Source organism: Kineosporia sp. NBRC 101731 (assembly GCF_030269305.1).
Classification (GTDB): Bacteria; Actinomycetota; Actinomycetes; order Actinomycetales; family Kineosporiaceae; genus Kineosporia.
Map to the genome: position 1 here is coordinate 116239 of NZ_BSTC01000001.1, position 23915 is coordinate 140153.

Sequence of the window (23915 nt, forward strand, 5' to 3'; positions counted from 1 at the left end):
TTATCGGTATTTTAGATACAGATGTCGTAATCTCGGGCGATGGGGCGGGGACAGGGCACCATTTCCGATGGTGTGCGGGGCGCGATTCTGGCCCTGATCATCGGCATTCTTCTGTTTGCCGGCAACGACACCCTTCTCGCGCTCGTGGCCGGGCTCGCGCCGCTGGCCTTCACCGGCCGGGAGAACCGCCAGACCCGCACCAGCACCGACGAACTCGAGGAGTTCCGCGAGCGGCTCCACGTGATCCAGTCCGATGCCTGGCGCCGGCGCAGACCCGGCCGACGGGTGGCCGCCGACGACTGGTGGGGCATCGCCGACGTGCCGGTGCCCCTGCTGAAGGAACGCACGGACACGCTGCCTCCGGAGCCCTCGGGGGCGCGCGACCGCAAGGGCCCGGTACGGCTGCCCAAATTCTTCCGTTCGTTCCAGAAAATCGTTCCGGGACAACCGAAGTACCAGGACGACACCGAGCCGTACGACTTCGAGGAATTCGAGCCGGAGAGCGTGCGACCGGTCCTGGAGGCGCTGGCCGGAGGCCAGTACAACCTGGTGCTGCGCGGGCCCCAGAACTCGGCGAAGACCGGGACCCTGCTCGGATTCGTGCTCGCCGCGCAGCAGATGCGCAACGAGGACCGCAGTTTTCCGCTGGCGATCCGGGTGAGCCTGGCCGGCTGGGAAGACCACTGGCGGGAGCATCCGTCCGGGCCGGACACCCTGCCCGGCCTGATCGACTGGATCAAGGTGCGGTTCCGGGACGACTACCCCGGTCTCCTGGAGCACGGCACACCGGCTGACGACCTGTTCGACGCCCTCTGGCGCGACGACAGCCGGGCGGGCGGCAACACCGTCGTCCTGTTCGTCGACGACATCGACCGCATCGAGAGCAGCTCCGAACGTGACCGGATCATCGCGGAACTCGGCACCCGCACGGCGCTGCTCACACACGCGGAGGATGCCGATCCGGATACCTGGCCCGGCCGCTGGGTGGCGCTCGACCTGACCCGGCCGACCCTGGCGTACGCCCGGGCGGTGCTCCCGGGAGAGGTCCAGCAGGTGCCCCGGCGCATCTACGAGAGCCCCCGGTTGCTGCGTACTCTCCGCAGCGCCTACCCGAAGGCCGACGACCTCGAGCACCGCCTGAAGATCCTGAACGAGCAAGACCGGCACCGGCCCGCACGGAGCCGGTACAACGGCGGGGCCGTGGACGAGTTCTGGAAAGGCCTGATCCACGAGGGCTGGGAGGCCCGGCCGCAGCCGGCCGGAACCCGCCGACGGACCGGGCACTCCCATCTCTGGCACGGCCTGGCCTCCGTCGGCCGCCCCGTACTCGAGTGGTTCACCGTGCGGTGGTTCATCACCTCCCCACCCCCGCCGGCCCGGCAGACCGCGCAGTCACCGGCCGTTCGCACACTGAAGTGGGTGGCCCGGGCCGGCCTGTTCGAGAACACCCGGTTCGCCTGGTGGGAGGTGCCCCGCCGAGCGGCCCAGGAACCCGGTGCCGTCCCGCCCCAGCAACTCTGGACCGCGAGCATCGACCAGCGCCGGCCGTACCGGGGCGGCCTGTGGATCCAGGCCTGGCGGGCGGGCTCGGGCCGGCCGCTGATCACCGCCGCCTACCGGCGACTGCTGTGGCGACGCGCCCTCTCGGCGACGGCCTGGGCGACCGGCACCTTCCTGGCCGGTCTGCTCGTCATCGGTGTCTGTCTGTGGCTCGGGCTGGTGCAGGGCTACGACCGAGCCAGCCACGGACTCCAGGGGGCCGGCGTCCTGACCTGGTCCGATGTCGCGCAGTGGGACTGGCGCTCGCGCCATGCGCCTCTCACCAATCCCCTCTACCTCTCCGCGTCCGTGCTCTTCGTCGTGGTCCTGACCGTGTTCGGCCTGGCCCGGTTCGGCGAAGAGTTCGAGCACAGCGACGGTGGTCGGCCGCAGATCATCCGGCCGCGACTGCCCGGCGGCCGGCAGCTGCGGGAGATCGCCCGGCTGATCCCTGCGCCCAGCGCTGTTCTCCTGGCCATCGGGATTGTCTCGGCCGTCGTTCTCCGGGTGATGAATTCCGGCCTCAGCGAACAGCTCTGGACCGGAACCGCGTTCTCGGCTCTGTTCGTCTTCCTGCTCGCCTGGCTGCACTGGTGCTCGCAGGAGGGCGACAACCTCACCCCCACCGATACTTTCGCCAGCGACCGGAGGTCCACCCGGGTGGTGGCCAGCACCCTGGGGCTCGCCATGATCGTCAGCTCCACCGCGCTGGCCTGGTGGTTCACCTCGCCCGGCCATGTGCCGACGCTCGGCCAGTGTCTGTGGATCAGCGGCGCCGCCGCCGTGTCCGTCGGCCTGGCCCGGGGTTTCTACCTCGGCGCGGGCATGATCGCCCCCATCCTCTTCCCCCTGCGCGAGGGGTTCGGCATCGGCTACGCGCACCGGATGCGGATGCTGGAGATCAGTCTGCGGCGCATCGACGACCGGCGCGCCGCGTACGACGCCGCGCTGGCCCGGCGGGCCCGCAACCTCGATCCCCCGGCGGCGGCCGACGCCGCCCGGTCGGAACTGGCGCCCCTGACCGTCATCTCCGCCTTCGACCTGAACCAGCGGGCGTCGTGGGACGACGAACGGCACCGCGGCCTGGTGCTGCGGCACGTGGGCTCACTGATCCGGTTGCGCGACGTGACCCTGGAGCGGTATCTGGCCCCGGAGGGGAAGGACCCGGACACGGCCAGCCCCCACACCTCCCGGTGGCGGCAGGCGATCGTCTTCGTCTCCCTCCTGACGGCCGTCCTCAGCCTGACCGGGACGGCGGCGGTCGTGGTTCCCCGCGCCCTCTGCGCGCCCTTCCAGGACACCTTCCAGAACCCGGTGCGGTCGCTGAACACCGTGCCCACCGCGCAGACCTGGCTGGAGAACGGCCAGTGCGTCGGCTTCGACACCCTGGTGGGAGACGGCAACCAGTTCGACAGCGCGATCGAGCCCAACGGTGAGCCGGAGGCCGAGCGTGACGAGATCCTGGCGGACATCCAGCAACAGAATGCCGCGATCCCGTCCTCCCAGCGGGCCGTGAACGTGCTGTTCCTCGCGCCCCTGAGCCGCACCCCGCAGAGCAGGTCCATCAACGCGCTCTACCAGTTGCGCGGGGCCCAGGCCGCCCAGGCCGACATCAACGCGGCCGGGTCGGTGTACGTCCGGCTCACGATCGCCAACGTGGGTGAAGACTTCACCTCCGGGCCCGCGGTCGTGCAGATGATCGACCGCCAGTTCCCGTCCGATCCTCGTGACCCCAACTCGATCAAGGCCGTGATCGGGATCGCCCAGAGCCGGGCCGCGGCCCGGGAGGCGCTCTCCCAGTTCGACGACGTCACGATCGTCGCGAGCAGCGTCAACGGCAACGGGATGCGGCACGGGCTGGTCAGCGGTCAGGACGTCGACCTGGGGAAGTACTTCGTCAGCGTCGCCCCCAGCAATCTCGACGTGGCCCGGGCCATGCTGTCGGCACCGGTCCTGGACTGGGCCGGGAAGGCTCTCGGGCCCCAGGATCCCGGGTCGGCTCCGCGGCCGCTGAAAATCATTCTCGACGACCGGGACACCTTCTTCAGCAACGACCTGGCCGGTTCCCTCGAGTTCGTGGGCGAGACCCAGGACGACGCGGACTTCGCCGAGCCGATCCGGGTCAACCTGCGGGAGACCGCCTCCGACCGTCGGTACGACGATCTGGCCGAAGACCTGTGTTCTCTCAAAAATGCGCAGACCGTCTGGCTCTTCGCCGGCCGCGGCAACCAGCTGGCCCGGCTCGGCGAGTCGATGGGGAAGGGCTGCGTGAACATCCCGACGATCATCGCCGGCCCGGGAGCCCTCAGCGCCGTCCAGGGAACCACCCCGAAAACCATGAGCTACCTGGCAAAAACTCGCTTCTACTCGCTCGTCGCGCAGTCCTCGGGCGAAATCGCACGGGGGACGACGTGGTCGGCCGGGGTTGCCCGCAGCGGTGACCGGGCCACCGGCTGGGCCGCTCTGGTGGAGGCCTACCGCCGGGTGGCTCCCTCCGACATCTCCGGGTGCCCTGAGCCGGCCAGCGGGGTACCCCAGATCGCCGTCAGCATTCCCGGTGGCTCGGACGGGGACGGGCACAACACCCTGCAGCCCAGCCTCTGCACACCGGAGGCCACACCGATCTACTGGTGCCCGGTGCTGGCCAGGGCCCCGGTCCAGAACCCGTCCGGGATGAAGAGCGAGTGCCTCGAAGCTCCTATGACAAAGCCTCGCGCAGCGTCGCCGGCCCCATGACCAGGGCCGCTTCGGGCAACCGGGCCCGCAGGCCCCGGTCGGCGGTGGCCACCAGCGGGATCCCGCCCTCAGCGACGATCTGCTCGGCCACCACGACGATCGTGCTGTCGCCATCGGCACTGGCCCGGATCACTTCCACCGGGTCCGGTCCGGTCGCGCCCTTGGCCTTACCCTCGACGACGGCGAGAATTCGACCCACCGAGACCTTTTCACCCTGCACGGAGAGGTCGGTCAACGAGGCCAGTTCTCCCAGCAACCGGGTGGCCGCCCCGAGCCGGTCGCGCCACCAGCCGTCCGGCCGGCTCCCCATCACGTTGGCCACGTCGACGAGAAGCACCACCTCGTCAGCCATCGCACAACGCCCGGGCCGTGGCGAGGATGCGCTGTTCCGTCAGCTCCACGAACTGCGCCGCCGGCCCGGACGGGAGAGGACTGTCCTTCGCCGTCGCGCGGGCCAGCCGCCCGTCGAACCCGGCCTCCAGCACACCGGTCACCAGGGCCTCGGAAACGCCTCCGCTGCGCCTGGTCTCGTCCACGATCAGCAGGTTCCCGGTGGCCGACGCGGCGGCCACCACATCGTCCATCGGCAAGGGTGCCAGCCACCGCAGATCGACCACCCGGCAACCGATGCCCTCACCCTCCAACGCGACCGCCGCGCGCAGGGCCAGGCGCAGGCCGTTTCCGTAGGCCACGATGGCGAGATCGTTGCCGGAGCCGTGCACCACGGCCCGGCCGATCGGGGCGTGCAGCGAACCCCACTCCGAGGGCGCTGCGTACGGTGCCAGCCAGGCGCCGTCACCCTCAACGGTCAGATACCGCTGGTGATACAGCGCAACCGGTTCCAGCATCACACTGACGGTGCCGTCGGCCTCGGCCGCGGCCAGGCAGGTGCGCAGCAGGGGCGGGGCCTGCGCCGGGTGGGCCGGGCAGGCGATGACCAGACCGGGGATGTCGCGCAGACCTCCCAGGGCGTTGTCCACGGCGATCGCCCCGCCGAACCCGTTCTGAAAGCCCAGACCGGGCGCGCGCAGCACCATCGGGTTGCGGTAGGCGCCGTTGGAACTGAAGGCCAGTGTGGCCACTTCGGCCCGCAGCAGTTCCTGCGCGGCGTGCAGGTCGGCGAGGCCGAGCTCGACGATCGGCAGCTGACCGCTGACCGCGGCGCCCATCGCCAGCCCGAGGATCGACGCACCGTGCGGCGCGGTGTCGGTGACCTGTGCCGGGCCCAGCCGTTTCTGCAGTCCTCGGGTCACCCCGTGCACACCACCGGCCCGGGCCACGTCGCGGCCCATCACCACCACCCCGGGGTGCGCGATCGCGGCGTCGAGGAGGGTGCGGTTGATCGACTCGGCCAGAGTGAGCGGGCCCTCCTTCTCCGGCAGCCGGTTCTCGAAGGCGGCGGCCCGCCGGTCGGCCGCGGGCTCGCGGGCCGCGGCCATCCCGACCACGGCCGGACGACGTGGGGAGAGAGGTGCCATCACCTCGGCCGAACTCCCGGGCCGGGCCCGGTGCGTGGCGTCTTCCAGCGCGGAGGCCACCCGGTCCCGCAGGATCAGCAGCCGGTCGGCCACCTGCTCCCCGGTCATCACGCCGTGACGCACCAGGGCGGTCATCGTGGCCACGAGCGGGTCGCGCTGCCGGTCTTCGGCCATGCGCTCGTCCCGGCGGTAGAGCTTCTCGTCGTCCGCCCCGCTGTGCCCGCCGATCCGGACGCACGACAGATGCAACAACACGGGACGCCGGTGCGCACGGGCCGTCTCGACCGCACGGCGCGCGGTCGAGAACAGGGTGGCGGCATCGCCCGCGGTGTCGGCCTGGAAGTACCGCAGCCCCTCGCGGCTACTGAGTGACGAGTGGATCCAGCCGGGCGGGCCGGAGGTGGAGTAGCCCAGTGAGTTGTCTTCGCAGACCAGTAGCAGCGGTAGCGGCACACCCTGTTTCGAGGCCCAGCAGGCGGTGTTGATCACGCCGAGGGCCGTGCCGTGCCCGGCGGTACCGTCACCGAAACTGGCCACCGCCACGGCGTCGTTGGGCCAGTTCAGCCGGCCCCCGACGATGCGCGCGCGGTCCCGGGGCTGGCGGCCGATCGCCCAGGCCAGCCCGAGGGCCCGGGGCAGGTGACCGGCGGTCGTCGTGGGGGACGGCAGCACGGCGACATCCGGGTGCGCGGGGGTCGGGCGGCGTCCACCGCCCGCGGGCTGGTCGACGCTGCCGGCCAGGCCGCGCGCGACCGCGGCGATGCCGTCGTCCAGACCGGCTGACGCCAGCCGGGCCAGGTAGAACGCGGTCGAACGGTAGTGCGGGAGCACCGGGTCGTTGCTGCGCAACGCCATGGCCACGGCGGCGTTGCCCTCGTGCCCGGCCGAGGCCACGGTGAAACTGCCCAGCCCGGCGGCGGCCATCCGGCGGGCGGCCACGTCGAGCCAGCGACTCGCGGCCTGGGCCTCGAACAGGTCGGCCAGGTCGGCGCGCAGGGCCTCGGCCGGCGCTTCCTCGTCGGTGCCGTCGACGGGAACGATCACGTCGTCGTCCACCGGCTCTACCGGCTTCACCTCGTCGAGGGGACGCAGCGAGGAGAGACCTTCCAGCACCTCGCCCAGGTGGTCCACGAGTTCGGCCCCCGGCCCGGGCTCCCCCAGGTCGGTGACCGTCCTCAGCGGACCGTCCTCAGCGGACCGTGGGTGCTTCACCGGTGTCGCTCACCATCTCGCGGCCTGCCGCCTGCCAGGCCCCCATGCCACCACTGACATTGACTGCTTCGAAACCGTTCTGCTCGAGCCACGCGACGGCCCGCGCGGACCGGCCGCCGGACCGGCAGATCACATACACATCGCCCTCGGGCAGGTCGCCCGTACGGGCGGGGAGCTCCATCAGCGGGATGTGCACAGCACCGCTGATGTGCCCGGCCTGCCACTCGTCGGGCTCGCGCACATCGACGATCGCGGCTTCGGCGGGCACCTGGGTGGGGTCCACCGAGGGGACCTGCGACGGGAACATCAGTTACCTCCTGAGGGCACCGGAGGAAGTGCCCGGCATCGATCGGGTCTGATCATCCTCTCAGGTGGGGAGCGCCGATCGGCGCGTCACCGGCGGCCTGTCGGCGGAGCGTCGGAGCCGGTTCTCGGCAGAACGGCCCAGATATCCGGGCAAACCCGGAATCCGGAAACCTGGGGAACCCCACCGTCACCAACCGCGTCCAAAAGCAGACGTACAGCTGACACGCCTGACACACCGTTGAATCTTTCCGGCCGACCGCGCGAGGCTCACGCACGAAAGGATGCAACCGTGGACCACCAGCGAATCGCCCGCCCGAACATCACCGACCGGCGCCGACACCGGCCCGGCCCTCTTCTCCTGGCCGCCCCGCTCGCCCTGGTCGCCGTTCTGGCGGGATGCGCCTCCGACTCCGACAGCGGCACCGTGACCCCGCAGGACGCGCCCAGCCCGGCCACCACCGACCTCACGATCAAGGTGAAGGACGGCAAGACCACGACCTGGACCCTGACCTGTGATCCCGCCGGTGGCAACCACCCGGATGCGGAGACGGCCTGCGCGGCCCTGGAGAAGAACGGCACCCAGGCCCTGGGCACCCCCGCGACCGACCAGATGTGCACACAGATCTTCGGTGGCGACCAGACCGCCACGATCACGGGCACCTGGAAGGGCAAGGCCGTGAACGCGTCGCTGAGCCGGCGGGACGGCTGCGAGGTGGCCCGCTGGGAACAGCTCGACCCGCTGCTTCCGAAAGTCTCCGGCGCACCGACCCAGTAAGTGACCTTTGGCCCCTTGCCTCCCTTGCCCCACTTCCGGGTGGCCGAACCCGCTGTCAGATCTGGAAAGTCATCCGAATCAGTTCGAAAGAGGTGTTTTCGACGCTGTTCTGAGGGCATATGGTTTCCACACCATGGGGTCGCCGGCGCCCGGAAAGCCGCGGCGATTCACCAGGGGCGGCCGGCACAGACGTGCCGGCCGTACTCCAGCTCAGTGGGGGCACCATGTCCAGGTCTCGTGTGGCCTGTGGGTTTTTCGCGGCCGCAGCGGTTTCCGGTCTTCTCGTGGCGCTTCCGGCGTCTTCCTCGCTCGCCGCGGCGACCGACTGCCCGAGGGCATTCCCCACGGCCGACGCGGTCGACGGCGTGACCGGCACCGGGTACACGGTCGAACGAGGCACCGGTACCGAGACGTTCACGGCCACGGTCCTGGGCCGGGTCACCAGCGGCATCGCCCCCGGCGTCGACATGATCATGGCAGAGGTCGACTCCCCGGCCCTCGAACGGGCGGGCGGGGTCTGGGCGGGCATGTCCGGCTCACCGGTCTACACCTCCGACGGCCGGCTGATCGGCTCGGTCTCCTACGGCCTGGCCGCGTCGTCGAAGATCGCGGGCATCACCCCCGCGGAAGACCTGCTGGCACTGAGCACTACAACCGGCGGCGCCACGAAGGTCAAGGTCTCCGGCCTCCGGGCCGCGCGCCTCGCCCAGACCGGCGAGGTGTCGAAGGCGCTGGCGAGTAAGGGTTTCGAACGCCTTCCGGTGCCGGTGAGTGCTTCCGGCCTGGCCCGGAAGAACACCGGCCGATTCCTCAGGAGCATCAGCAAGACCAGCGGGATGGCTGTGCAGGCGGGTGGCGCCACGATCGGTGTCAAGGCCACGTCGTCGCCGAGCGAGATCTTCGCCGGGTCGAACTATGCGGCGGCCCTGTCCTACGGCGACGTCTCCCTCTCCGGTCTGGGCACCACCACCTACGCCTGCAACGGCACCGCGGTCGCGTTCGGTCATCCCTTCCTCAACGCGGGCCGGGCCGAGTACGGCGTGCACCCGGCGAGCGCTGTGTATGTCCAGGCCGATCCGGTGAACGGCCCGTTCAAGGTGGGTAATCCGGGAGGCGTGGTCGGCACGGTCACCCGCGACGGCACGATCGGCCTGCGCAGCACGCTCGGGCAGGCACCCCGGCACCAGTTCCCGATCACCACGTCGCTGAAGAACGAAGACGGGAAGACCGTCACCGGCCAGACCGTGGGCGTGTACCAGCCCTACGCCGCCGACATCGCGGCGCTGCACCTGCAGAGTGCGATCGTGAAGGCCAACGGATCGCAGGGGGCGGGCTCGGTCGCAGTCAAGATCACTGTGAAGGGCACCCGGGCCGGTGGGAAAACCTTCACCCTGAGCCACAGTGACCACTTCGCCGACACTCTCGACGTCAGCTTCCCCGCGGCCGACAGCATCTACTACATGCTGACGCAACTGCTCGGGCAGTCCTACGAAGACGTCAACATCACCAGCATCACGGTGACGGGCTCGGTCGCGACCACGGTGAAGCAGTACCGGGTCACCAAGGTCGAGGTGAAGAGGCACGGCACGTGGCAGGCACTGAAGGGCATGCAGAAGGTGACGGCCGGCGGCACGATCCCCCTGCGGGCCACGCTCACCGCCTACCGCAGCGCCCAGACCGTGACCGTGCCGGTCACCGTCGCCGTCCCGACGAAGAGCCGCGGCCATGTCGGTACTCTCACCCTCTCCGACGGCCTGTCCGCCACCACGCCGGACAAGGAACCGAAGTCTCTCACCGCCCTGATCCAGCAGATCAACGCCATGCCCTCGAACGATGCCGTGGTGAGCCGGATCGACCTGGACAGCCCGACCGGCGCACTGGTGAGCAGCGTGCGGAAGACCAGGCTGCCGGGCGCCGTGAGCTCCTACCTCAAGCTGGTGCCGGTAACCGTGAAATGACCGAATAGTTGACGACGAAGGGCCCCGTTCTTTTCGGAACGGGGCCCTTTTTCATCGAAACATGACCGAAAGGATTGTTCCCCTGCCACTTTCTGAGGCCATAGAGTTACCGATGCAACTGGGGGGTTGCAGCACCGCGCTTGCGCGGGCGGCCCTTCAGGCCTGCCCGGCACAGTGGTGCCGGGCAGTTCTCGGACAAGTGGGGGCTCCATGTCCATTCCTCGCATCACCTCGCGGGCGGCCTGCGGTGTCATCACGACCGCCGCCGTCTCCGCTCTTCTGGTAGCGCTTCCGGCCGCAACGTCGTCGGCCGCGCCGACGTTGCCGGACAACTGCCCGACGGCACTGCCCACCGACCAGGCGGTCGACGGGGTCAGCGGCACCGGCTACACCGTCGAGAAGGGCACCAAGGCAGACGCATTCACGGCCAAGGTGCTGGGGCGGGTGACCGACGGCATCGCACCCGGCATCGACATGATCATGGCCGACCTCGACTCGCCCGCCCTGGAGCGGGCAGGCGGTGTCTGGGCCGGCATGTCCGGGTCGCCGGTGTACACCGCGGACGGCAAGCTGATCGGGTCAGTCTCGTACGGCCTGGTGACGCCCTCGAACATCGCGGGCATCACACCGGCCGAAGACCTGCTCGCCCTGCGCAACGACCCCTCGAACGCCCGGAGGGCAGCGACCCAGGCGAACCCGAAGATCGCTGTGCCGGGCCCGGTGGCCGAGCGGATCGCCAAGACCGGTGAGGCCACGAAGGCCACGGCCGATAAGGGTTTCCAGCGTCTGGCCGTGCCGATCAGCGCCTCCGGTCTGGCCACGAAGAACACCAAGCACTTCCTGGAGGGCATCACCAAGGACAGCGGTACAGCCGTCCGGGCGGGTGCCGGGAAGGCGAAGTCCGGGGTGAAGTCGTCACCCAGCGAGATCACCGCCGGCTCGAACTATGCGGCCGCCTTCTCGTACGGCGACGTCTCGCTCTTCGCCCTGGGCACCACCACCTACGTCTGCGACGACACGGCCGTCGCATTCGGCCACCCGTTCCTCTCGGTCGGCCCGTCGGACTACAGCGCGCACCCGGCCGAGGCCGTCTACGTGCAGCCCGACCCGGTCTGGGGCCCGTTCAAGGTGGGCAACCCCGGCGGCCCGGTCGGCACGGTCACCTGGGACGGCACGAGCGGCATCCGCAGCACGCTCGGCCAGGCCCCGGAGCACGAGTACCCGGTGACCACTTCGCTGGTCAACGACCAGGGCAAGACCGTCACCGGTAGCACCACGGGCGTCTACCAGCCGTGGGCTGCCGACGTCGCGGCCCTGCATCTGCAGGCCGCGGTGGTGAAGGCCCTCGGCGTGCAGTCGCAGGGTTCGTCCCAGGTGAAGATCACGGTGAAGGGCACCCGGGCCAACGGCAAGAAGTTCAAGATCACCCACGACGACTACTTCTCCGACAGCTACGACATCAGCTACGCCACCGCCGACAGCCTGTACTTCCTTCTGGCCCCGCTGGTTTCGCAGCCGTACGAAGAAGTCGACATCACCGGCGTGAAGATCACCGGCAAGGTGTCGACGGCCGTCAAGCAGTACCGGGTGAGCAGTGTCCAGACCAAGGAGAAGGGCAAGTGGATCCCGCTGAAGGATGTGACCGACGTCGCGCCCAACAGCAGCATCCCGGTGCGTGCCACCCTCAGCGGCTACCGCAACAGCGACACCGTCACGGTTCCGCTCACGGTCTCCGTGCCGGAGGGCACCAGCGGCTACACCGGCACGCTGACCGTCTCCGACGGACGCAGCGTCTACAACGAGTACAAGGAGCCGAACTCGCTCGACGAGTTGCTGACCCAGCTGAACGAGACGCCTTCGGGCAACCAGCTGGTGAGCCAGGTCGACCTGGACTCGCCGGAGGGCACGAAGGTGACCAGTAAGCGTGACGCCGAAGTCAACGGCGCCATCGCCTACTACTCCACCCAGGTAGCCGTCACCGTGAAGTAAGACCCAGCTGGGAGGCCCCGTTCCGGACCGGAGCGGGGCCTCTCGCTATTTCAGCAGGCGGGACATCCGGCGGTCGGCCAGGATCTTGCCGCCGGTCTGGCAGGTGGCGCAGTACTGCAAGGACGAGTCGGCGAACGACACCTCGCGCACCACGTCACCGCACACCGGGCACTTCTCGCCGGTCCGCGCGTGCACGGCCAGGCCCGCGCGCTTGGCATCTTTCAGTTCCTTCGCGGGCTTGCCCGCCGCGGCCGTGATCGCCGTGCGCAGCGTGTTCTGCAGAGCCTCGTACAACGAGGTGATCTGCTCGTCGCTCAGCTTCGCCGCCATGGCGAAGGGGGACATCTTCGCGGCGTGCAGCACTTCGTCGCTGTAGGCGTTGCCCACCCCCGCGATCACGCTCTGGTCCCGCAGCAGGCCTTTGATCTGCTGGTTGCGACCGAGGATCTGGGCGAACACGTCACGGGTGAAGGCCTCGTCCAGCGGATCAGGCCCGAGGGTGTGAATGCCCGGCACCTCATCCGGAGTTCTCACCACGTAGATGGCCAGCCGTTTGCGGGTGCCGGCCTCACTCAGGTCGAAACCAGGCGTGGAGTCGTCGTCCGGGTCGTCGAGATGCGGCGTGAATCGCACCCGCAGGGCCAGCGGGCTCTTGCCGGGCTTCAGCATCGCCTTGGGCGCGGTGTCGCTCCAGCGCAGCCAGCCGGCCCGGGCCAGGTGAAAGACCAGGTGCAGGCCGTCGACGTCGAGATCGAGAAACTTGCCGTGCCGGTTCACCGCGGTCACGGTGAGCCCACCCAGCGCCGTGGGCGGCGGATCGTAGGTCTTCAGCGCGCTGATCGCACCGATCTCCACACCGTTCACGGCACGCCCCACCAGCCGTTCCCGTAGGAATCCGGCGAGGGCCTCGACCTCGGGCAGCTCAGGCACGTGACCAGCATGCATCGGGGAGGGCCACTGGGCCAGGACTGCGGAGGGCGATCATAAAATTACTCCTCGGATCAGGGTGCAGCACCGAGGCGGATCCGCGCCTCAACCGGGTGGGGTGCCGACGGTGTCCAAAGACCCGGGTGGGTGGCAGGTCGCAGGGACAGGCCCGGGGCCAGGCCACATGAGAGCTCTCTCATCTCGCTCTCATCTGTCCTCACTTCCACTCCCCCAAGCTCACAGTTATGGGACGCCGTCATCTGCTCATCCCCGCCGGCCTGCTGGGCGCGGGCGGGCTCGCCGTGTTCGCGTTCGCCACCTCGGCCTCCGGTGACACCGCCGACCGGAACACCGACCGGAACACCGACCTCGGACCGGCCGTGGTCGCGAGCCTCGACGCCTCCGCCGACCCGACGCCGGCCAACGGCAACGTCACGCCGGTCACCCCGCCCTCGGCCACCTCCTCCCCGGATGACGACGATTCGGACGACGGGGACGACCACGCCGACAAGGTAGGGGTGGCGGAGCCCCAGAGCGTGGCGGACGATGACGACGAGAACGAACCCGAGGAGAACGAACCGGACGACGACGAGCCCGACGAGGACGAGCCCGACGACGAACCTGACGAGGACGACGACGACCCGGACGACGGCGACGATGATGGACGATGACCGCTGTGACCTCGCTGTTTCCCGGCCCGCGACGCGGGTCGGCCTGGCGTCCCAGAATCGGGGTACGCACCCGCATCCTGGCCACCGTGCTCGTGCTGACAGCACTGGGCATGCTCGGGGCGGGTATCACGATCGTGCTCATGCAGCGCGCCTCCCTGAATGAACGGGTGAACGAGGCGCTGCGCACCGAGGTGCAGGAATTCCGCGACATTGCCGAGCCCAGCAGCGGCGTCCCCACCGACCCGTCCACCGGCAAGCCGTTCACCTCGGTCGGGGCCCTTCTGCAGTCGGCTCTCCAGAAACAGGCTCCCGACCGGGACGAGACGTTCCTGACCATGGTGGGAGGGCGTCCTCAATTCGTGCCCTCCAGCGAGCGCTTCGTGAACCTGGAGGAGGAGCCGGAGCTGGTGGCCGCCGTGGCGGCCCTGCCGGTGGACGCGCCGGTGCGACTGCGGGAGATCGACACCCGGGCCGGCCGGATCCGTTATGCGGCGGTGCAGGTATCGGTGGGTGGCGAGAACACGGTGGGCAGCTACGTGATCGCCCAGTCGCTGGAGCGCAACCGCCAGGAGGTCACCCAGATGGCGCAGCGTTTCGCCGTGGTGTCACTGGTCTCGCTGATCGTGGTCGGGGTGGCGGGCTGGCTGGTCGCCGGGCGGTTGCTGCGGCCTCTGCGTCAGTTGCGCGCCACCGCCGAGCGGATCTCGCACAACGACCTCACCGAGCGCATCGAGGTCACCGGCACGGACGACATCAGCGAGATCGCGGTGACGTTCAACCGCATGCTCGACCGTCTGGAGCACGCGTTCCGGACCCAGCAGGAGTTCCTGGACGACGCCGGGCACGAGCTGAAGACGCCGATCACGATCATTCGCGGGCACCTGGAACTGATGGCCGCGCACGATCCGGGCGACGTCGAGGAGACCCGCGCGCTGGTGCTGGACGAGCTCGACCGGATGGCCCGGCTGGTGCAGGACCTGATCCTGCTGGCCCAGACGAAGCGCCCCGACTTCGTCCACCGGGAACCGGTCGCCGTGGACGAGTTGATGACCGATGTGCTGGAGAAGGCCGTGGGGCTGGCCGATCGCGAATGGCGGCTGGACGAGCAGACGCCGGCCTGGATCGACGCCGACCCGCAGCGCATCACCCAGGGGCTGCTCCAGCTGGCCCACAATGCGGTGAAGTACACGGCCCCCGGTCAGGTGATCGCCTTCGGCAGCCGGGCCGAGGGCCGGACGGTGCATCTGTGGGTGCGGGACGGTGGGCCCGGAGTTTCGATCAAGGACGCGGAACGCATCTTCGAGCGGTTCGGTCGCGGTGGCGACGCCCGCCGGATGGAGGGCTCCGGACTGGGCCTGTCCATCGTCGGCGCCATCGCCGCGGCCCACGACGGCTCGGTGGCGCTGACCTCGCCGCCGGGTGAACCCGGCGCGGTGTTCACCCTGACCGTCCCCCGGGCGCCGGTTCCGGCGTCCGCCCAGACCATTCCCCTCGTACAGGAGGTGCCGTGAACCGGATCCTGGTGGCGGAGGACGAGGCGCGCATCGCCTCTTTCGTCTCAAAAGGCCTGCGCGCCGCCGGTTTCACCCCGACGGTGGTCGACGACGGCGTCAGCGCGCTGGACTATGCGAGCAGTGGCGAGTTCGACCTGCTGGTGCTGGACATCGGCCTGCCCGGTCTGGACGGGTTCGAGGTGCTCAAGCGTCTGCGGACCGACCGGAGCACGCTGCCGGTGATCATTCTGACCGCGCGCCAGTCGATCACCGACACGGTGGCGGGTCTGGAGGGAGGGGCGGACGACTACATGTCCAAGCCGTTCCGGTTCGAGGAACTGCTCGCCCGCATCCGGTTGCGCCTGCGGGAGGACCCGCGCGAGCCCGAGCTCACGGTGCTCACGCACGGCGCGCTGGCGCTCGACCTGCGCAGCCGCCGGGCCGCGGTCGAGGGTAGGACAGTTGAATTGTCCGCACGTGAGTTCGCTCTGGCCGAGACCTTTGTCCGACATCCTGGACAAGTACTCAGCCGGGAACAGCTGCTCAGTCACGTATGGGGTTACGACTTCGACCCGGGCTCGAACGTGGTCGACGTCTACGTGCGTTACCTGCGCAAGAAGCTCGGCGTGCAGTGGTTCGAAACCGTCCGAGGTATGGGATACCGACTCGTCGAGGTGGCCTGACCATGGCACTGGACATGCTGACCGGACCGGACGCGGGCGAGTTGCTGGAAGCGGCGCTCTCCACCGCGGGCGGGCACCTGGAAGACTGGCGGGTCACCCAGGTCGATCATCGGGGTGCGGTCACCACGGTCGCCTACCAGGCGACGGTCCAGTGGCCGTCGGGGCGTACGGACGACGTGCTCGGCGCGTCTTCTCTCGCACCGGACGACGAACCGCCCCAGGTGCCGGGAGCTCTCACCCTCTCGGACGGTGAGAATCGGGTCTGTGTCTGGCGTCTTCCCGACGATCCGGGCCTACCCGGCCTGACCACGGCGATGCAGGTCCCCGCCCTGACCGAACTGCTGCGCTCGTTCGGGATCGATCCGGGCGACCTGCGCACCGATCTGGTCTCCTACCGCCCGAAACGCCGTGCGGTGATCCGGATCAGTGCGGCGGGCGGGGTGATCTACGCCAAGGTGCTGCCGCCCGGCGACGTCGAGGCCTTGCACCGGCGTCACGAAATGCTCTACAAGGCCGGAGTTCCCGTACCCCACAGCCTGGGCTGGACCGATGACGGACTGCTGGTGCTGGAGAACCTGCCCGGTACCCCGCTACGCCGCCGTCTGATGTCTGCCGGGGCCGGCCTGCCCGACGCGAACAACGTGTTGTCGGTCCTGGACCGACTGCCCTCGGCGGTGCTCGGCCTCAACCGGCGGCGGCCGTGGAGCCGTCGAGCCCCGCAGTACGCCGAACTGATCAGCCACGCCCTGCCCACCGAGGCCGAGCGGGCCCGGCAGCTCGCCGGCATCGTCGCCGAAGGCCTGAAAGACACCGGCCTGGGCTCTGATCCGACGCACGGTGACTTCTACGAGGCCCAGCTGACAGTCGATCACGGGGGCCGTATCGTCGGCCTTCTCGACGTGGACACGGTCGGGCCCGGCTGCCGCGCCGACGATCTGGCCACCGCCCTCGCCCACTGCGAGGCCCTGGCCCTGAGCTCTCCCCGCCATGCCGACCGCTCGTACGCCATGTCCCGGCTCTGGAGGCCGGTCTTCGAGCAGCGGGTCGACGCCGACCAGCTCCGGCTGCGCACCGCCGGCGTGCTGATGAGCCTGGCCACCGGCCCGCACCGGGTGCAGCGCCCGGAATGGCAGACCGCCACCACCCGCCTGCTCGACCGGATGGAAGACCTCCTCCAGGACCGCCCCTGAAGCATGAGAGTCCTTTCATCCGGCTCTCCTGAAGGCCTCACCTTCGCTCGGGAAAGTAGTTCTCACAAGGACATCCGAGAGCAGCGGAGGAAAACATCATGAAGGTCCGGAAGAACTGGGTCATCGTCGGAACCGCGGCCGTGCTGGGCGTGAGCGCCGCCACCGCCGGCGCCGCAATGGCCGAGAGCACCCCCGACCTGAAGGACCGTGCCCAGGTGACCGCCGGCGCAACCCCGTCGGCCACGGCCGACCCCAGCGCCACGTCCTCGGGCCAGGATGTCGACGCTCTCGACACGGCCAACACCAGCAACACGGCCGACACCCCGAACGACCAGGACAACACCCCGAACACCCCCAACGACGTCGACACGTCGAACACCTCGAACACGGCCGACACCCCGAACGACGTCGACAACACCCCGAACGACGTGGACTCGGCCAATGACGTCAACACCCCGAACGACACCAACACGGCGAACACGCCGAACGACTGACCCCCCAAAACCCTGCCGTGATCATGCAAAACCTCCCCGGAGTTCTAGAACTGCAGCGCTAAGAGTTCTAGAACTCTGGGGAGGTTTTGCATGATCACGAGGGACTTAGCGGTGGGTGGGCGGTTCCGGCGACTGGTCATCGACTAGCCTCACGGGCGGGGAAATGCGTCCCGCGCTGTCAGGAGGAGTCATGCCACACGACCGGGCCGGATCGCCGGCTCAGCCGGAAGATCTGATCGACGTCGCACACGTCGTGACCAGCTACTACACCATTCAGCCCGACCCGTCCGAGGCCGGGCAGAAGGTCTCCTTCGGCACCTCCGGGCACCGCGGCAGCAGTCTGAGCGGCTCGTTCAACGAATCGCACATCCTGGCCACCACACAGGCCATCTGCGATTATCGCGCCGGGCAGAACATTGCCGGGCCCCTGTTCATCGGCCGCGACACCCACGCCCTCTCCGAGCCCGCCTGGGCGAGCGCGCTGGAGGTGCTGGCTGCCAACGGCGTCCGCACGCTCATCGACGACCGCAACGGATACACGCCCACCCCGGCGGTGTCGCACGCGATCCTCACCTACAATCGGGGCCGGGCCACCGACGACTCCGGCCGGGCCGACGGCATCGTCGTCACGCCCTCCCACAACCCGCCCGCCGACGGTGGTTTCAAGTACAACCCGCCGCACGGCGGCCCCGCCGACACCGACGCCACCGGATGGATCGCGAACCGCGCCAATGCGCTGCTGGTAGCGAAATTGTCCGGGGTGAAGCGCATTCCGTTCGACCGGGCGGTGAAGGCAGAGACCACCGGCACCTACGACTTCCTCGGCACCTACGTCGACGACCTGCCGAACATCCTCGACCTGGACGCGGTCCGCGAGCACGGGCTGCACATCGGCGCCGACCCGCTGGGCGGTGCGGCGGTGGCCTACTGGGGCGAGATCGCGCAACGGCACGGGCTCAACCTCGACGTGGTGAACCCGCTGGTCGACTCCACCTTCCGGTTCATGACGCTGGACTGGGACGGCAAGATCCGGATGGACTGCTCGTCACCGTCGGCGATGGCCTCGCTGATCGGGGCGAAGGATCAGTACGACCTGGCCACGGGCAACGACGCGGACTCCGACCGGCACGGCATCGTCACGCCGGACGGCGGCCTGATGAACCCGAACCACTACCTCGCGGTGGCGATCAACTACCTGTTCGCGTCGCGCACGGGGTGGTCGGCAGACGCCGGCATCGGCAAGACGCTGGTGTCGTCGTCGATGATCGACCGGGTCGCCGCTGACCTGGGCCGCAAGCTCGTCGAGGTGCCGGTCGGCTTCAAGTGGTTCGTGCCGGGCCTGCTCGACGGGTCTGTCGGGTTCGGCGGCGAGGAGTCGGCGGGCGCGTCGTTCCTGCGCAAGGACGGCACCGCCTGGACCACCGACAAGGACGGCATTCTGCTCGCCCTGCTGGCCAGCGAGATCACCGTGAAGACGGGCAAGACGCCGAGCCAGCTGTACGCCGAGCTGGTGGAGAAGCACGGCGACCCGGTGTACGCGCGCATCGACGCCCCCGCGAGCCGGGAACAGAAAGCCGTTCTGGCCAAGTTGTCGCCGGAGCAGGTCACCGCCACCGAGCTGGCCGGCGAACCGATCACGGCGACGCTCACCGCGGCGCCGGGCAATGGCGCGGCGATCGGCGGCCTCAAGGTCACCACCGAGAGCGCCTGGTTCGCCGCGCGTCCCTCCGGTACCGAGGACGTGTACAAGATCTACGCCGAGTCCTACCGAGGCCCCGAGCACCTCGCTCAGGTGCAGCAGGCCGCGAAGGACCTGGTGTCCGAGGTCCTTTGAAGAACTAGCGAGAACCAGGCTGAAGATGACGTCGATCCAGACCACGGTCACTCCCATCCTGTCCACCTCCACCGTTGCTCCGGTGATCTCCCTGGTCCGGGGCGCGCAGGCGCACCGGATCGCGGTGGACAAACTGCTGGCCTCGTACCGGGCGATCCCGGCCGGGCAGCGCGTGCGGCTGGCCAAGCGCACGTCCAACCTGTTCCGCGACCGGGCCGTGGGCACCACCACGGGTCTGGACGTGTCGGGTCTGGACGGCGTCATCTCCATCGACACCACGGCGCGCACCGCCGACGTCCAGGCGATGTGCACCTACGAGACGCTGGTGGCGGCCACGTTGCCGTACGGCCTGATGCCCACGGTCGTGCCTCAGCTGAAGACGATCACCCTGGGCGGGGCGGTGACCGGGCTGGGCATCGAGTCGGCCTCGTTCCGCAACGGCCTGCCGCACGAGGCGGTGGTGGAGCTGGACATCCTCACCGGCGACGGCAGTCTGGTCACGGCCCGGCCCGAGGGTGAGTACTCCGACCTCTACTTCGGTTTCCCCAACTCCTACGGCACGCTCGGCTACGCCACCCGGCTGCGCATCGAGCTGGAGCCGGTGAAGCCGGCCGTGGCCCTGCGCCACGTGCGTTTCGGTGACCTGGACGAACTCGCGGCGGCCATCGGAACGGTCAGCACCTCGCGGGAGTGGGAAGGCACCGAGGTCGACTTTCTCGACGGCGTGGTCTTCTCGGCCACCGAGGCTTACCTCACGCTGGGCACCTGGACCGACGACCTGAGCGACCTCAGCGACTACACCGGCCAGCACACCTTCTACCGCTCGATCCAGTACCGCTCGACCGACAAGCTGACGATCCATGACTACCTGTGGCGCTGGGACAGCGACTGGTTCTGGTGCTCGGCGGCATTCGGCGCGCAGAACCCGAAGGTGCGCAAGTACTGGCCGGCGAAGTACCGGCGCAGCGACGTCTTCCACCACCTGGTCGGACTGGAGACGAAGTACGGTTTTGTCGCCAAACTGGACCAGTGGCGGGGTAAGCCTGCCCGTGAACGGGTGATCCAGGACGTTGAGCTCCCCGTGACCCGCACGGCGGACTTCCTGCGCTGGTACCTCGATCACGTTCCGATGACCCCGGTGTGGCTGTGCCCGCTGCGCCTGCGGGAGTCCGGACCGGCCGGCACCCCCGAACCAGGTTCGCAGCCTTGGACGCTCTACCCGCTCCGGGCCGGCGAGACCTACGTCAACGCCGGTTTCTGGGGCACTGTGGCGATCGAGCCGGGCCGGGCCGACGGTGACAAGAACCGCGAGATCGAGTCCGCGGTGGCCGAGTTCGACGGCCACAAGTCGCTGTACTCAGACGCCTTCTACGACGAGGCAACTTTCTGGGCGGCCTACGGCGGCGAGAACTACCCCGCTCTCAAGCAGCGGTACGACGGTGACGCAAGGCTGCTCGACCTTTACGCAAAGGTTGTCGGACGGCACTAGAGGCGTAATACCCGTCCGCGACGCTCAGCACATTCACATCACAGCGGGTGCATAAAACGGGCAAAGTAGTTGCATGCGGGATCATTACTACTTGTGCTTGAGGCAACTAGTACCTCAATCTAAGAGGGCTCGATGTAACTAAAAGTGATTCGAGCTCCGTCTCGCCATGATCGTTAGGACGACTTACGATGCGATCGTCGCGGGAGATTAGTCACGAGGAGATCCAGTTGAGCTTCTTACCGATCCTGGGCCGAATGGACGACGACGCCCAGCCCCTTCTTCTGGCGGACATCTTCGACGTGCTCCTGATGGAGCCCTCACCAGTGCGCTTCGTCGCTTACGACGGAAGTGCGACCGGTCCGGCCGACGCCGAGATCACCGTCTCGATCAACACTCCACGCGCTGTGGCCTACCTGGCCACTGCCCCGGGCTCGCTCGGCATGGCCCGGGCGTACATTACCGGTGACGCTCAGATCACCGGTATTCACCCGGGAAATCCTTACCCTCTGTTAGCTGCCATGGATCGGCTCCACTGGCGGCGACCCGACGTCCGCACCGCTCTGCGGATCGCTCGCAGCCTGGGCATGAAGCGGCTCGTCCCGCCACCGCCCCCGCCGCAGGAAGCTCTGCCGGACTGGCGCCGCGCCCTGGAGGGATTGCGTCACTCCAAGCACCGCGACGCCGAGGCCATCCACCACCACTACGACGTCTCCAACACTTTCTACGAGATGCTGCTCGGCGAGTCGATGACGTACACGTGCGCCTGCTACCCGCACGAGAACGCAACGCTTGAAGAGGCCCAGTACAACAAGTACGACCTGGTCGCCCGCAAGCTCGGCCTGAAGCCGGGCATGCGTCTGCTGGACGTCGGCTGCGGCTGGGGCGGCATGGTGCGTCACGCGGCCAAGCACTACGGCGTGCAGGTGCTGGGGGTGACCCTCTCCGCCGAGCAGGCCGACTGGGCGCAGCAGGAGATCAAGCGGCAGGGACTGGAAGACCTGGCCGAGGTGCGGTTCAGCGACTACCGCGACGTGATCGAGGGCGACTTCGACGCGATCAGCTCGATCGGCCTCACCGAGCACATCGGGGTGGGCAACTACCCGGCCTATTTCGAGTTCCTGAGCAGCAAGTTGCGACCGGGCGGCCGGTTGCTGAACCACAGCATCACCCGGCCCGACAACGTCCACGTGCCCCGCGTCCGTGGTGGCTTCATCGACCGCTACATCTTCCCGGACGGCGAGCTGACCGGCGCCGGCGGCCTGATCGTCGCACTGCAGAACTCCGGCCTGGAGATGCGGCACGAGGAGAACCTGCGCGAGCACTACGCGCGCACCTGCGCGGCCTGGTGCGAGAACCTGGTCGCGAACTGGGACGCCGCGGTCGCCGAGGTGGGCGAGGCGACGGCCAAGATCTGGGGCCTCTACCTGGCTGGTTCCAGCCTGGGCTTCGACAAGCGCCAGATCGAGCTGCACCAGGTGCTCGCCGTGAAGCCGGACGAGCGGGGTCGCTCGACCATGCCGCTGCGGCCCGACTGGGGCGTCTAGAGAACGTTCGCCGGTTGCCCCCATTCCTTGGTTCGTGATCAGGCGATCCTCCCCGGACCACGGTCCGTGGGGTGTGCCCGCACCCCACGGACCATTCCGGAAGAGGCAGAGAGTGGCCACGAAAGGCTCTACGCATCTTCCGGTTCGGCCGTAGGGGGGAACTACGGATACGCAGTGGTGGTGAGGATGGCCCGATCGGGGCAGCCAGGGCTCAACTGTTCCCCGCCCCCGGCCGATAGGAAGCGACGGAGCCGCAAGCCCAGCGGTCGAGCAGCAATCTGGACGGCCGTAGCCCCGGCCTCCGGAAACGGAGCGATCGTGCATGTGGCCCGCCAGGCGATCAACGACGCCAACGGCCACCTCTACGGTTATGAGCTGCTCTTTCGCAGCACGGCCGGGGCAACCTTCGCGGATCTGGACACCGACCGGGCCACCACCCAGACGATCCTGGCCGCCTTCGCCGAATTCGGGGCGGACGAGCTGCTCGGTGGCAAGCCCGGATTCATCAATCTGACCCGGAGCTTCCTGGTCGGCGATCTGCCCCTGCCGTTCGCCCCCGAGGCCGCCGTGCTGGAGATCGTGGAAACCATCCACATCGACCGTGAGGTCGTGATCGGCGCGCTCAAGCTCGCGACCCAGGGCTACCGTCTGGCCCTGGACGACTTCGTCTGGAGCGAGGAGGCCGAGCCGCTGCTCGCGGTGGCCGACATCGTCAAGATCGATGTCCTGGCGATGACCTGGGACGAAGTGCTCTTCACGGTGGAGAAGTGCCGGCCGCACAACGTCCGGCTCCTGGCCGAGAAGGTCGAGGACGCGCAGATGCACGAGCGCTGTCTCGCCGAGGGCTTCGAGCTGTTCCAGGGCTACTACCTGGGCCGGCCGGAGACGATGTCGATCGAGACGCTCTCCCCCGGTCAGCAACTGGCTCTGCAACTGATCGGCCGGCTGAGTGACCCGAGCGCCACCACCGAGGAGATCGAACGGGCCGTCCGGCGTGACCCCGCCATGGTCTATCGGCTGTTGCGGATCGCGAACTCCGCCGCGGCCGGTTCCACCCGCAAGGTCTCCTCGATCCGCGATGCCCTGGTGATGGTCGGCCTGAGCCGGCTGCGGGCCTGGCTGATCCTGATCGCGCTGGCCCCCGACCAGGCCAGCCAGACCGCGATGGTCGTGGCGCTGACCCGGGCCCGCACCTGCGAGCGGGTGGCCGAGCTGGGCCACGTCAACGCCCCGGACACCGCCTTCACGGCCGGCCTGCTCGACGGTATCGCCGAAGGACTGGGCCTGCCCTCGTCCGACCTGCTGGAACGGATGCCGATGCTGACCCCGGAACTCATCGCGGCACTCACCGGCGACGCGAAGAATCCCCTGCGCCGGGTGCTGGCGTCGGTGCGGGCCTACGAGCACAAGGATCTCGTGGGGGCCCGGCGTGGTCCGGTGCCGCTGCAGACCATGGCCGAGGCCTACCTGGAGGCGCTGGCCTGGACCACCGAGACCACGCGCTACACGAACGTCAAGGAACGCAAGCCCCGGTCTGTCTGACATCCGAGGTCGGACAGACCGGGACGAACGCGATCCCGGGCCTGGATCGTCCTGG

General features: G+C 68.9%; 17 protein-coding genes. 13 read left to right on the forward strand and 4 right to left on the reverse strand.

All coding sequences use genetic code 11. The annotated features are described in order from the left end of the window. Positions 1–39 precede the first annotated feature (39 nt). A complete protein-coding gene (locus QSK05_RS00535) occupies positions 40–4275 on the forward strand; it encodes a type 1 periplasmic-binding domain-containing protein (RefSeq protein ID WP_285592731.1) in 4236 nt (1411 codons plus the stop codon). Here QSK05_RS00535 and QSK05_RS00540 read toward each other — a convergent pair. Genes QSK05_RS00540 through QSK05_RS00550 form a run of 3 tightly spaced genes read right to left on the reverse strand, consistent with a single transcriptional unit; the run spans position 4238 to position 7272 of the window. Then, on the reverse strand, positions 4238–4627 hold the full coding sequence (locus tag QSK05_RS00540) for a hypothetical protein (RefSeq protein WP_285592733.1): 390 nt from the start codon (positions 4625–4627) through the stop codon (positions 4238–4240). The genes QSK05_RS00535 and QSK05_RS00540 overlap by 38 nt on opposite strands. Continuing rightward, positions 4620–6965, reverse strand: coding sequence for a thiamine pyrophosphate-dependent enzyme (locus QSK05_RS00545; protein WP_285592734.1), 2346 nt, complete (start codon positions 6963–6965; stop codon positions 4620–4622). The genes QSK05_RS00540 and QSK05_RS00545 overlap by 8 nt, the downstream gene beginning before the upstream one ends. Continuing rightward, positions 6943–7272: a rhodanese-like domain-containing protein gene (locus QSK05_RS00550; RefSeq protein WP_285592736.1), complete on the reverse strand. Its 330-nt coding sequence runs from the start codon at positions 7270–7272 to the stop codon at positions 6943–6945. Before QSK05_RS00550 ends, QSK05_RS00545 begins: the two co-directional genes overlap by 23 nt. 288 nt (positions 7273–7560) lie before the next feature. Here QSK05_RS00550 and QSK05_RS00555 point away from each other — a divergent pair, with 288 nt between their 5' ends. The 3 genes from QSK05_RS00555 (at position 7561) to QSK05_RS00565 (ending at position 11993) form a co-directional block, all read left to right on the forward strand. Continuing rightward, a complete protein-coding gene (locus QSK05_RS00555) occupies positions 7561–8046 on the forward strand; it encodes an SSI family serine proteinase inhibitor (protein WP_285592738.1) in 486 nt (161 codons plus the stop codon). 224 nt (positions 8047–8270) lie between these two features. Next, positions 8271–10004, forward strand: coding sequence for a SpoIVB peptidase S55 domain-containing protein (locus QSK05_RS00560; protein ID WP_285592740.1), 1734 nt, complete (start codon positions 8271–8273; stop codon positions 10002–10004). Between the two features lie 210 nt (positions 10005–10214). Beyond that, on the forward strand, positions 10215–11993 hold the full coding sequence (locus QSK05_RS00565; RefSeq protein WP_285592742.1) for a SpoIVB peptidase S55 domain-containing protein: 1779 nt from the start codon (positions 10215–10217) through the stop codon (positions 11991–11993). A 45-nt stretch (positions 11994–12038) separates the two neighbouring features. Here the strand turns inward: QSK05_RS00565 and QSK05_RS00570 are convergent, their stop codons facing one another. After that, positions 12039–12923: an Fpg/Nei family DNA glycosylase gene (locus QSK05_RS00570; protein WP_285592744.1), complete on the reverse strand. Its 885-nt coding sequence runs from the start codon at positions 12921–12923 to the stop codon at positions 12039–12041. Between the two features lie 242 nt (positions 12924–13165). Here QSK05_RS00570 and QSK05_RS00575 point away from each other — a divergent pair, with 242 nt between their 5' ends. From QSK05_RS00575 to QSK05_RS00615, 9 genes are all read left to right on the forward strand, one after another. Beyond that, positions 13166–13591 carry a hypothetical protein gene (locus QSK05_RS00575; RefSeq protein WP_285592746.1) on the forward strand — a complete coding sequence of 142 codons (426 nt, stop codon included), beginning with the start codon at positions 13166–13168 and terminating at the stop codon, positions 13589–13591. Next, positions 13588–15102 carry a sensor histidine kinase gene (locus QSK05_RS00580; RefSeq protein ID WP_285592747.1) on the forward strand — a complete coding sequence of 505 codons (1515 nt, stop codon included), beginning with the start codon at positions 13588–13590 and terminating at the stop codon, positions 15100–15102. The genes QSK05_RS00575 and QSK05_RS00580 overlap by 4 nt, the downstream gene beginning before the upstream one ends. Continuing rightward, a complete protein-coding gene (locus tag QSK05_RS00585) occupies positions 15099–15767 on the forward strand; it encodes a response regulator transcription factor (RefSeq protein ID WP_285592749.1) in 669 nt (222 codons plus the stop codon). The genes QSK05_RS00580 and QSK05_RS00585 overlap by 4 nt, the downstream gene beginning before the upstream one ends. Before the next feature lie 2 nt (positions 15768–15769). Next, positions 15770–16957 carry a phosphotransferase gene (locus QSK05_RS00590; protein WP_285592751.1) on the forward strand — a complete coding sequence of 396 codons (1188 nt, stop codon included), beginning with the start codon at positions 15770–15772 and terminating at the stop codon, positions 16955–16957. 98 nt (positions 16958–17055) lie between these two features. Then, positions 17056–17451 (forward strand): hypothetical protein, encoded by a 396-nt coding sequence (locus QSK05_RS00595; protein ID WP_285592753.1) that lies wholly within the window; start codon positions 17056–17058, stop codon positions 17449–17451. 190 nt (positions 17452–17641) lie between these two features. Further along, positions 17642–19285, forward strand: a complete 1644-nt coding sequence (gene pgm, locus QSK05_RS00600; RefSeq protein WP_285592755.1) for a phosphoglucomutase (alpha-D-glucose-1,6-bisphosphate-dependent) — start codon at positions 17642–17644, stop codon at positions 19283–19285. Positions 19286–19310: 25 nt separating this feature from the next. Beyond that, positions 19311–20774 (forward strand): FAD-binding oxidoreductase, encoded by a 1464-nt coding sequence (locus tag QSK05_RS00605; protein WP_285592757.1) that lies wholly within the window; start codon positions 19311–19313, stop codon positions 20772–20774. A gap of 254 nt (positions 20775–21028) precedes the next feature. Beyond that, on the forward strand, positions 21029–22318 hold the full coding sequence (locus QSK05_RS00610; RefSeq protein ID WP_502879721.1) for a class I SAM-dependent methyltransferase: 1290 nt from the start codon (positions 21029–21031) through the stop codon (positions 22316–22318). Positions 22319–22636: 318 nt separating this feature from the next. Further along, positions 22637–23860 (forward strand): EAL and HDOD domain-containing protein, encoded by a 1224-nt coding sequence (locus QSK05_RS00615; RefSeq protein WP_285592762.1) that lies wholly within the window; start codon positions 22637–22639, stop codon positions 23858–23860. The last annotated feature ends 55 nt before the right edge of the window (positions 23861–23915 follow it).

Bases quoted from the DNA above. Each gene is read 5' to 3' on its own strand.
- QSK05_RS00580 (WP_285592747.1), top strand. From the start codon at position 13,588: ATGACCGCTGTGACCTCGCTGTTTCCCGGCCCGCGACGCGGGTCGGCC.
- QSK05_RS00575 (WP_285592746.1), top strand. From the start codon at position 13,166: ATGGGACGCCGTCATCTGCTCATCCCCGCCGGCCTGCTGGGCGCGGGC.
- QSK05_RS00540 (WP_285592733.1), bottom strand. From the start codon at position 4,627: ATGGCTGACGAGGTGGTGCTTCTCGTCGACGTGGCCAACGTGATGGGG.
- pgm (WP_285592755.1), top strand. From the start codon at position 17,642: ATGCCACACGACCGGGCCGGATCGCCGGCTCAGCCGGAAGATCTGATC.
- QSK05_RS00610 (WP_502879721.1), top strand. From the start codon at position 21,029: ATGGACGACGACGCCCAGCCCCTTCTTCTGGCGGACATCTTCGACGTG.
- QSK05_RS00565 (WP_285592742.1), top strand. From the start codon at position 10,215: ATGTCCATTCCTCGCATCACCTCGCGGGCGGCCTGCGGTGTCATCACG.
- QSK05_RS00550 (WP_285592736.1), bottom strand. From the start codon at position 7,272: ATGTTCCCGTCGCAGGTCCCCTCGGTGGACCCCACCCAGGTGCCCGCC.
- QSK05_RS00560 (WP_285592740.1), top strand. From the start codon at position 8,271: ATGTCCAGGTCTCGTGTGGCCTGTGGGTTTTTCGCGGCCGCAGCGGTT.
- QSK05_RS00535 (WP_285592731.1), top strand. From the start codon at position 40: ATGGGGCGGGGACAGGGCACCATTTCCGATGGTGTGCGGGGCGCGATT.
- QSK05_RS00595 (WP_285592753.1), top strand. From the start codon at position 17,056: ATGAAGGTCCGGAAGAACTGGGTCATCGTCGGAACCGCGGCCGTGCTG.
- QSK05_RS00605 (WP_285592757.1), top strand. From the start codon at position 19,311: ATGACGTCGATCCAGACCACGGTCACTCCCATCCTGTCCACCTCCACC.
- QSK05_RS00590 (WP_285592751.1), top strand. From the start codon at position 15,770: ATGGCACTGGACATGCTGACCGGACCGGACGCGGGCGAGTTGCTGGAA.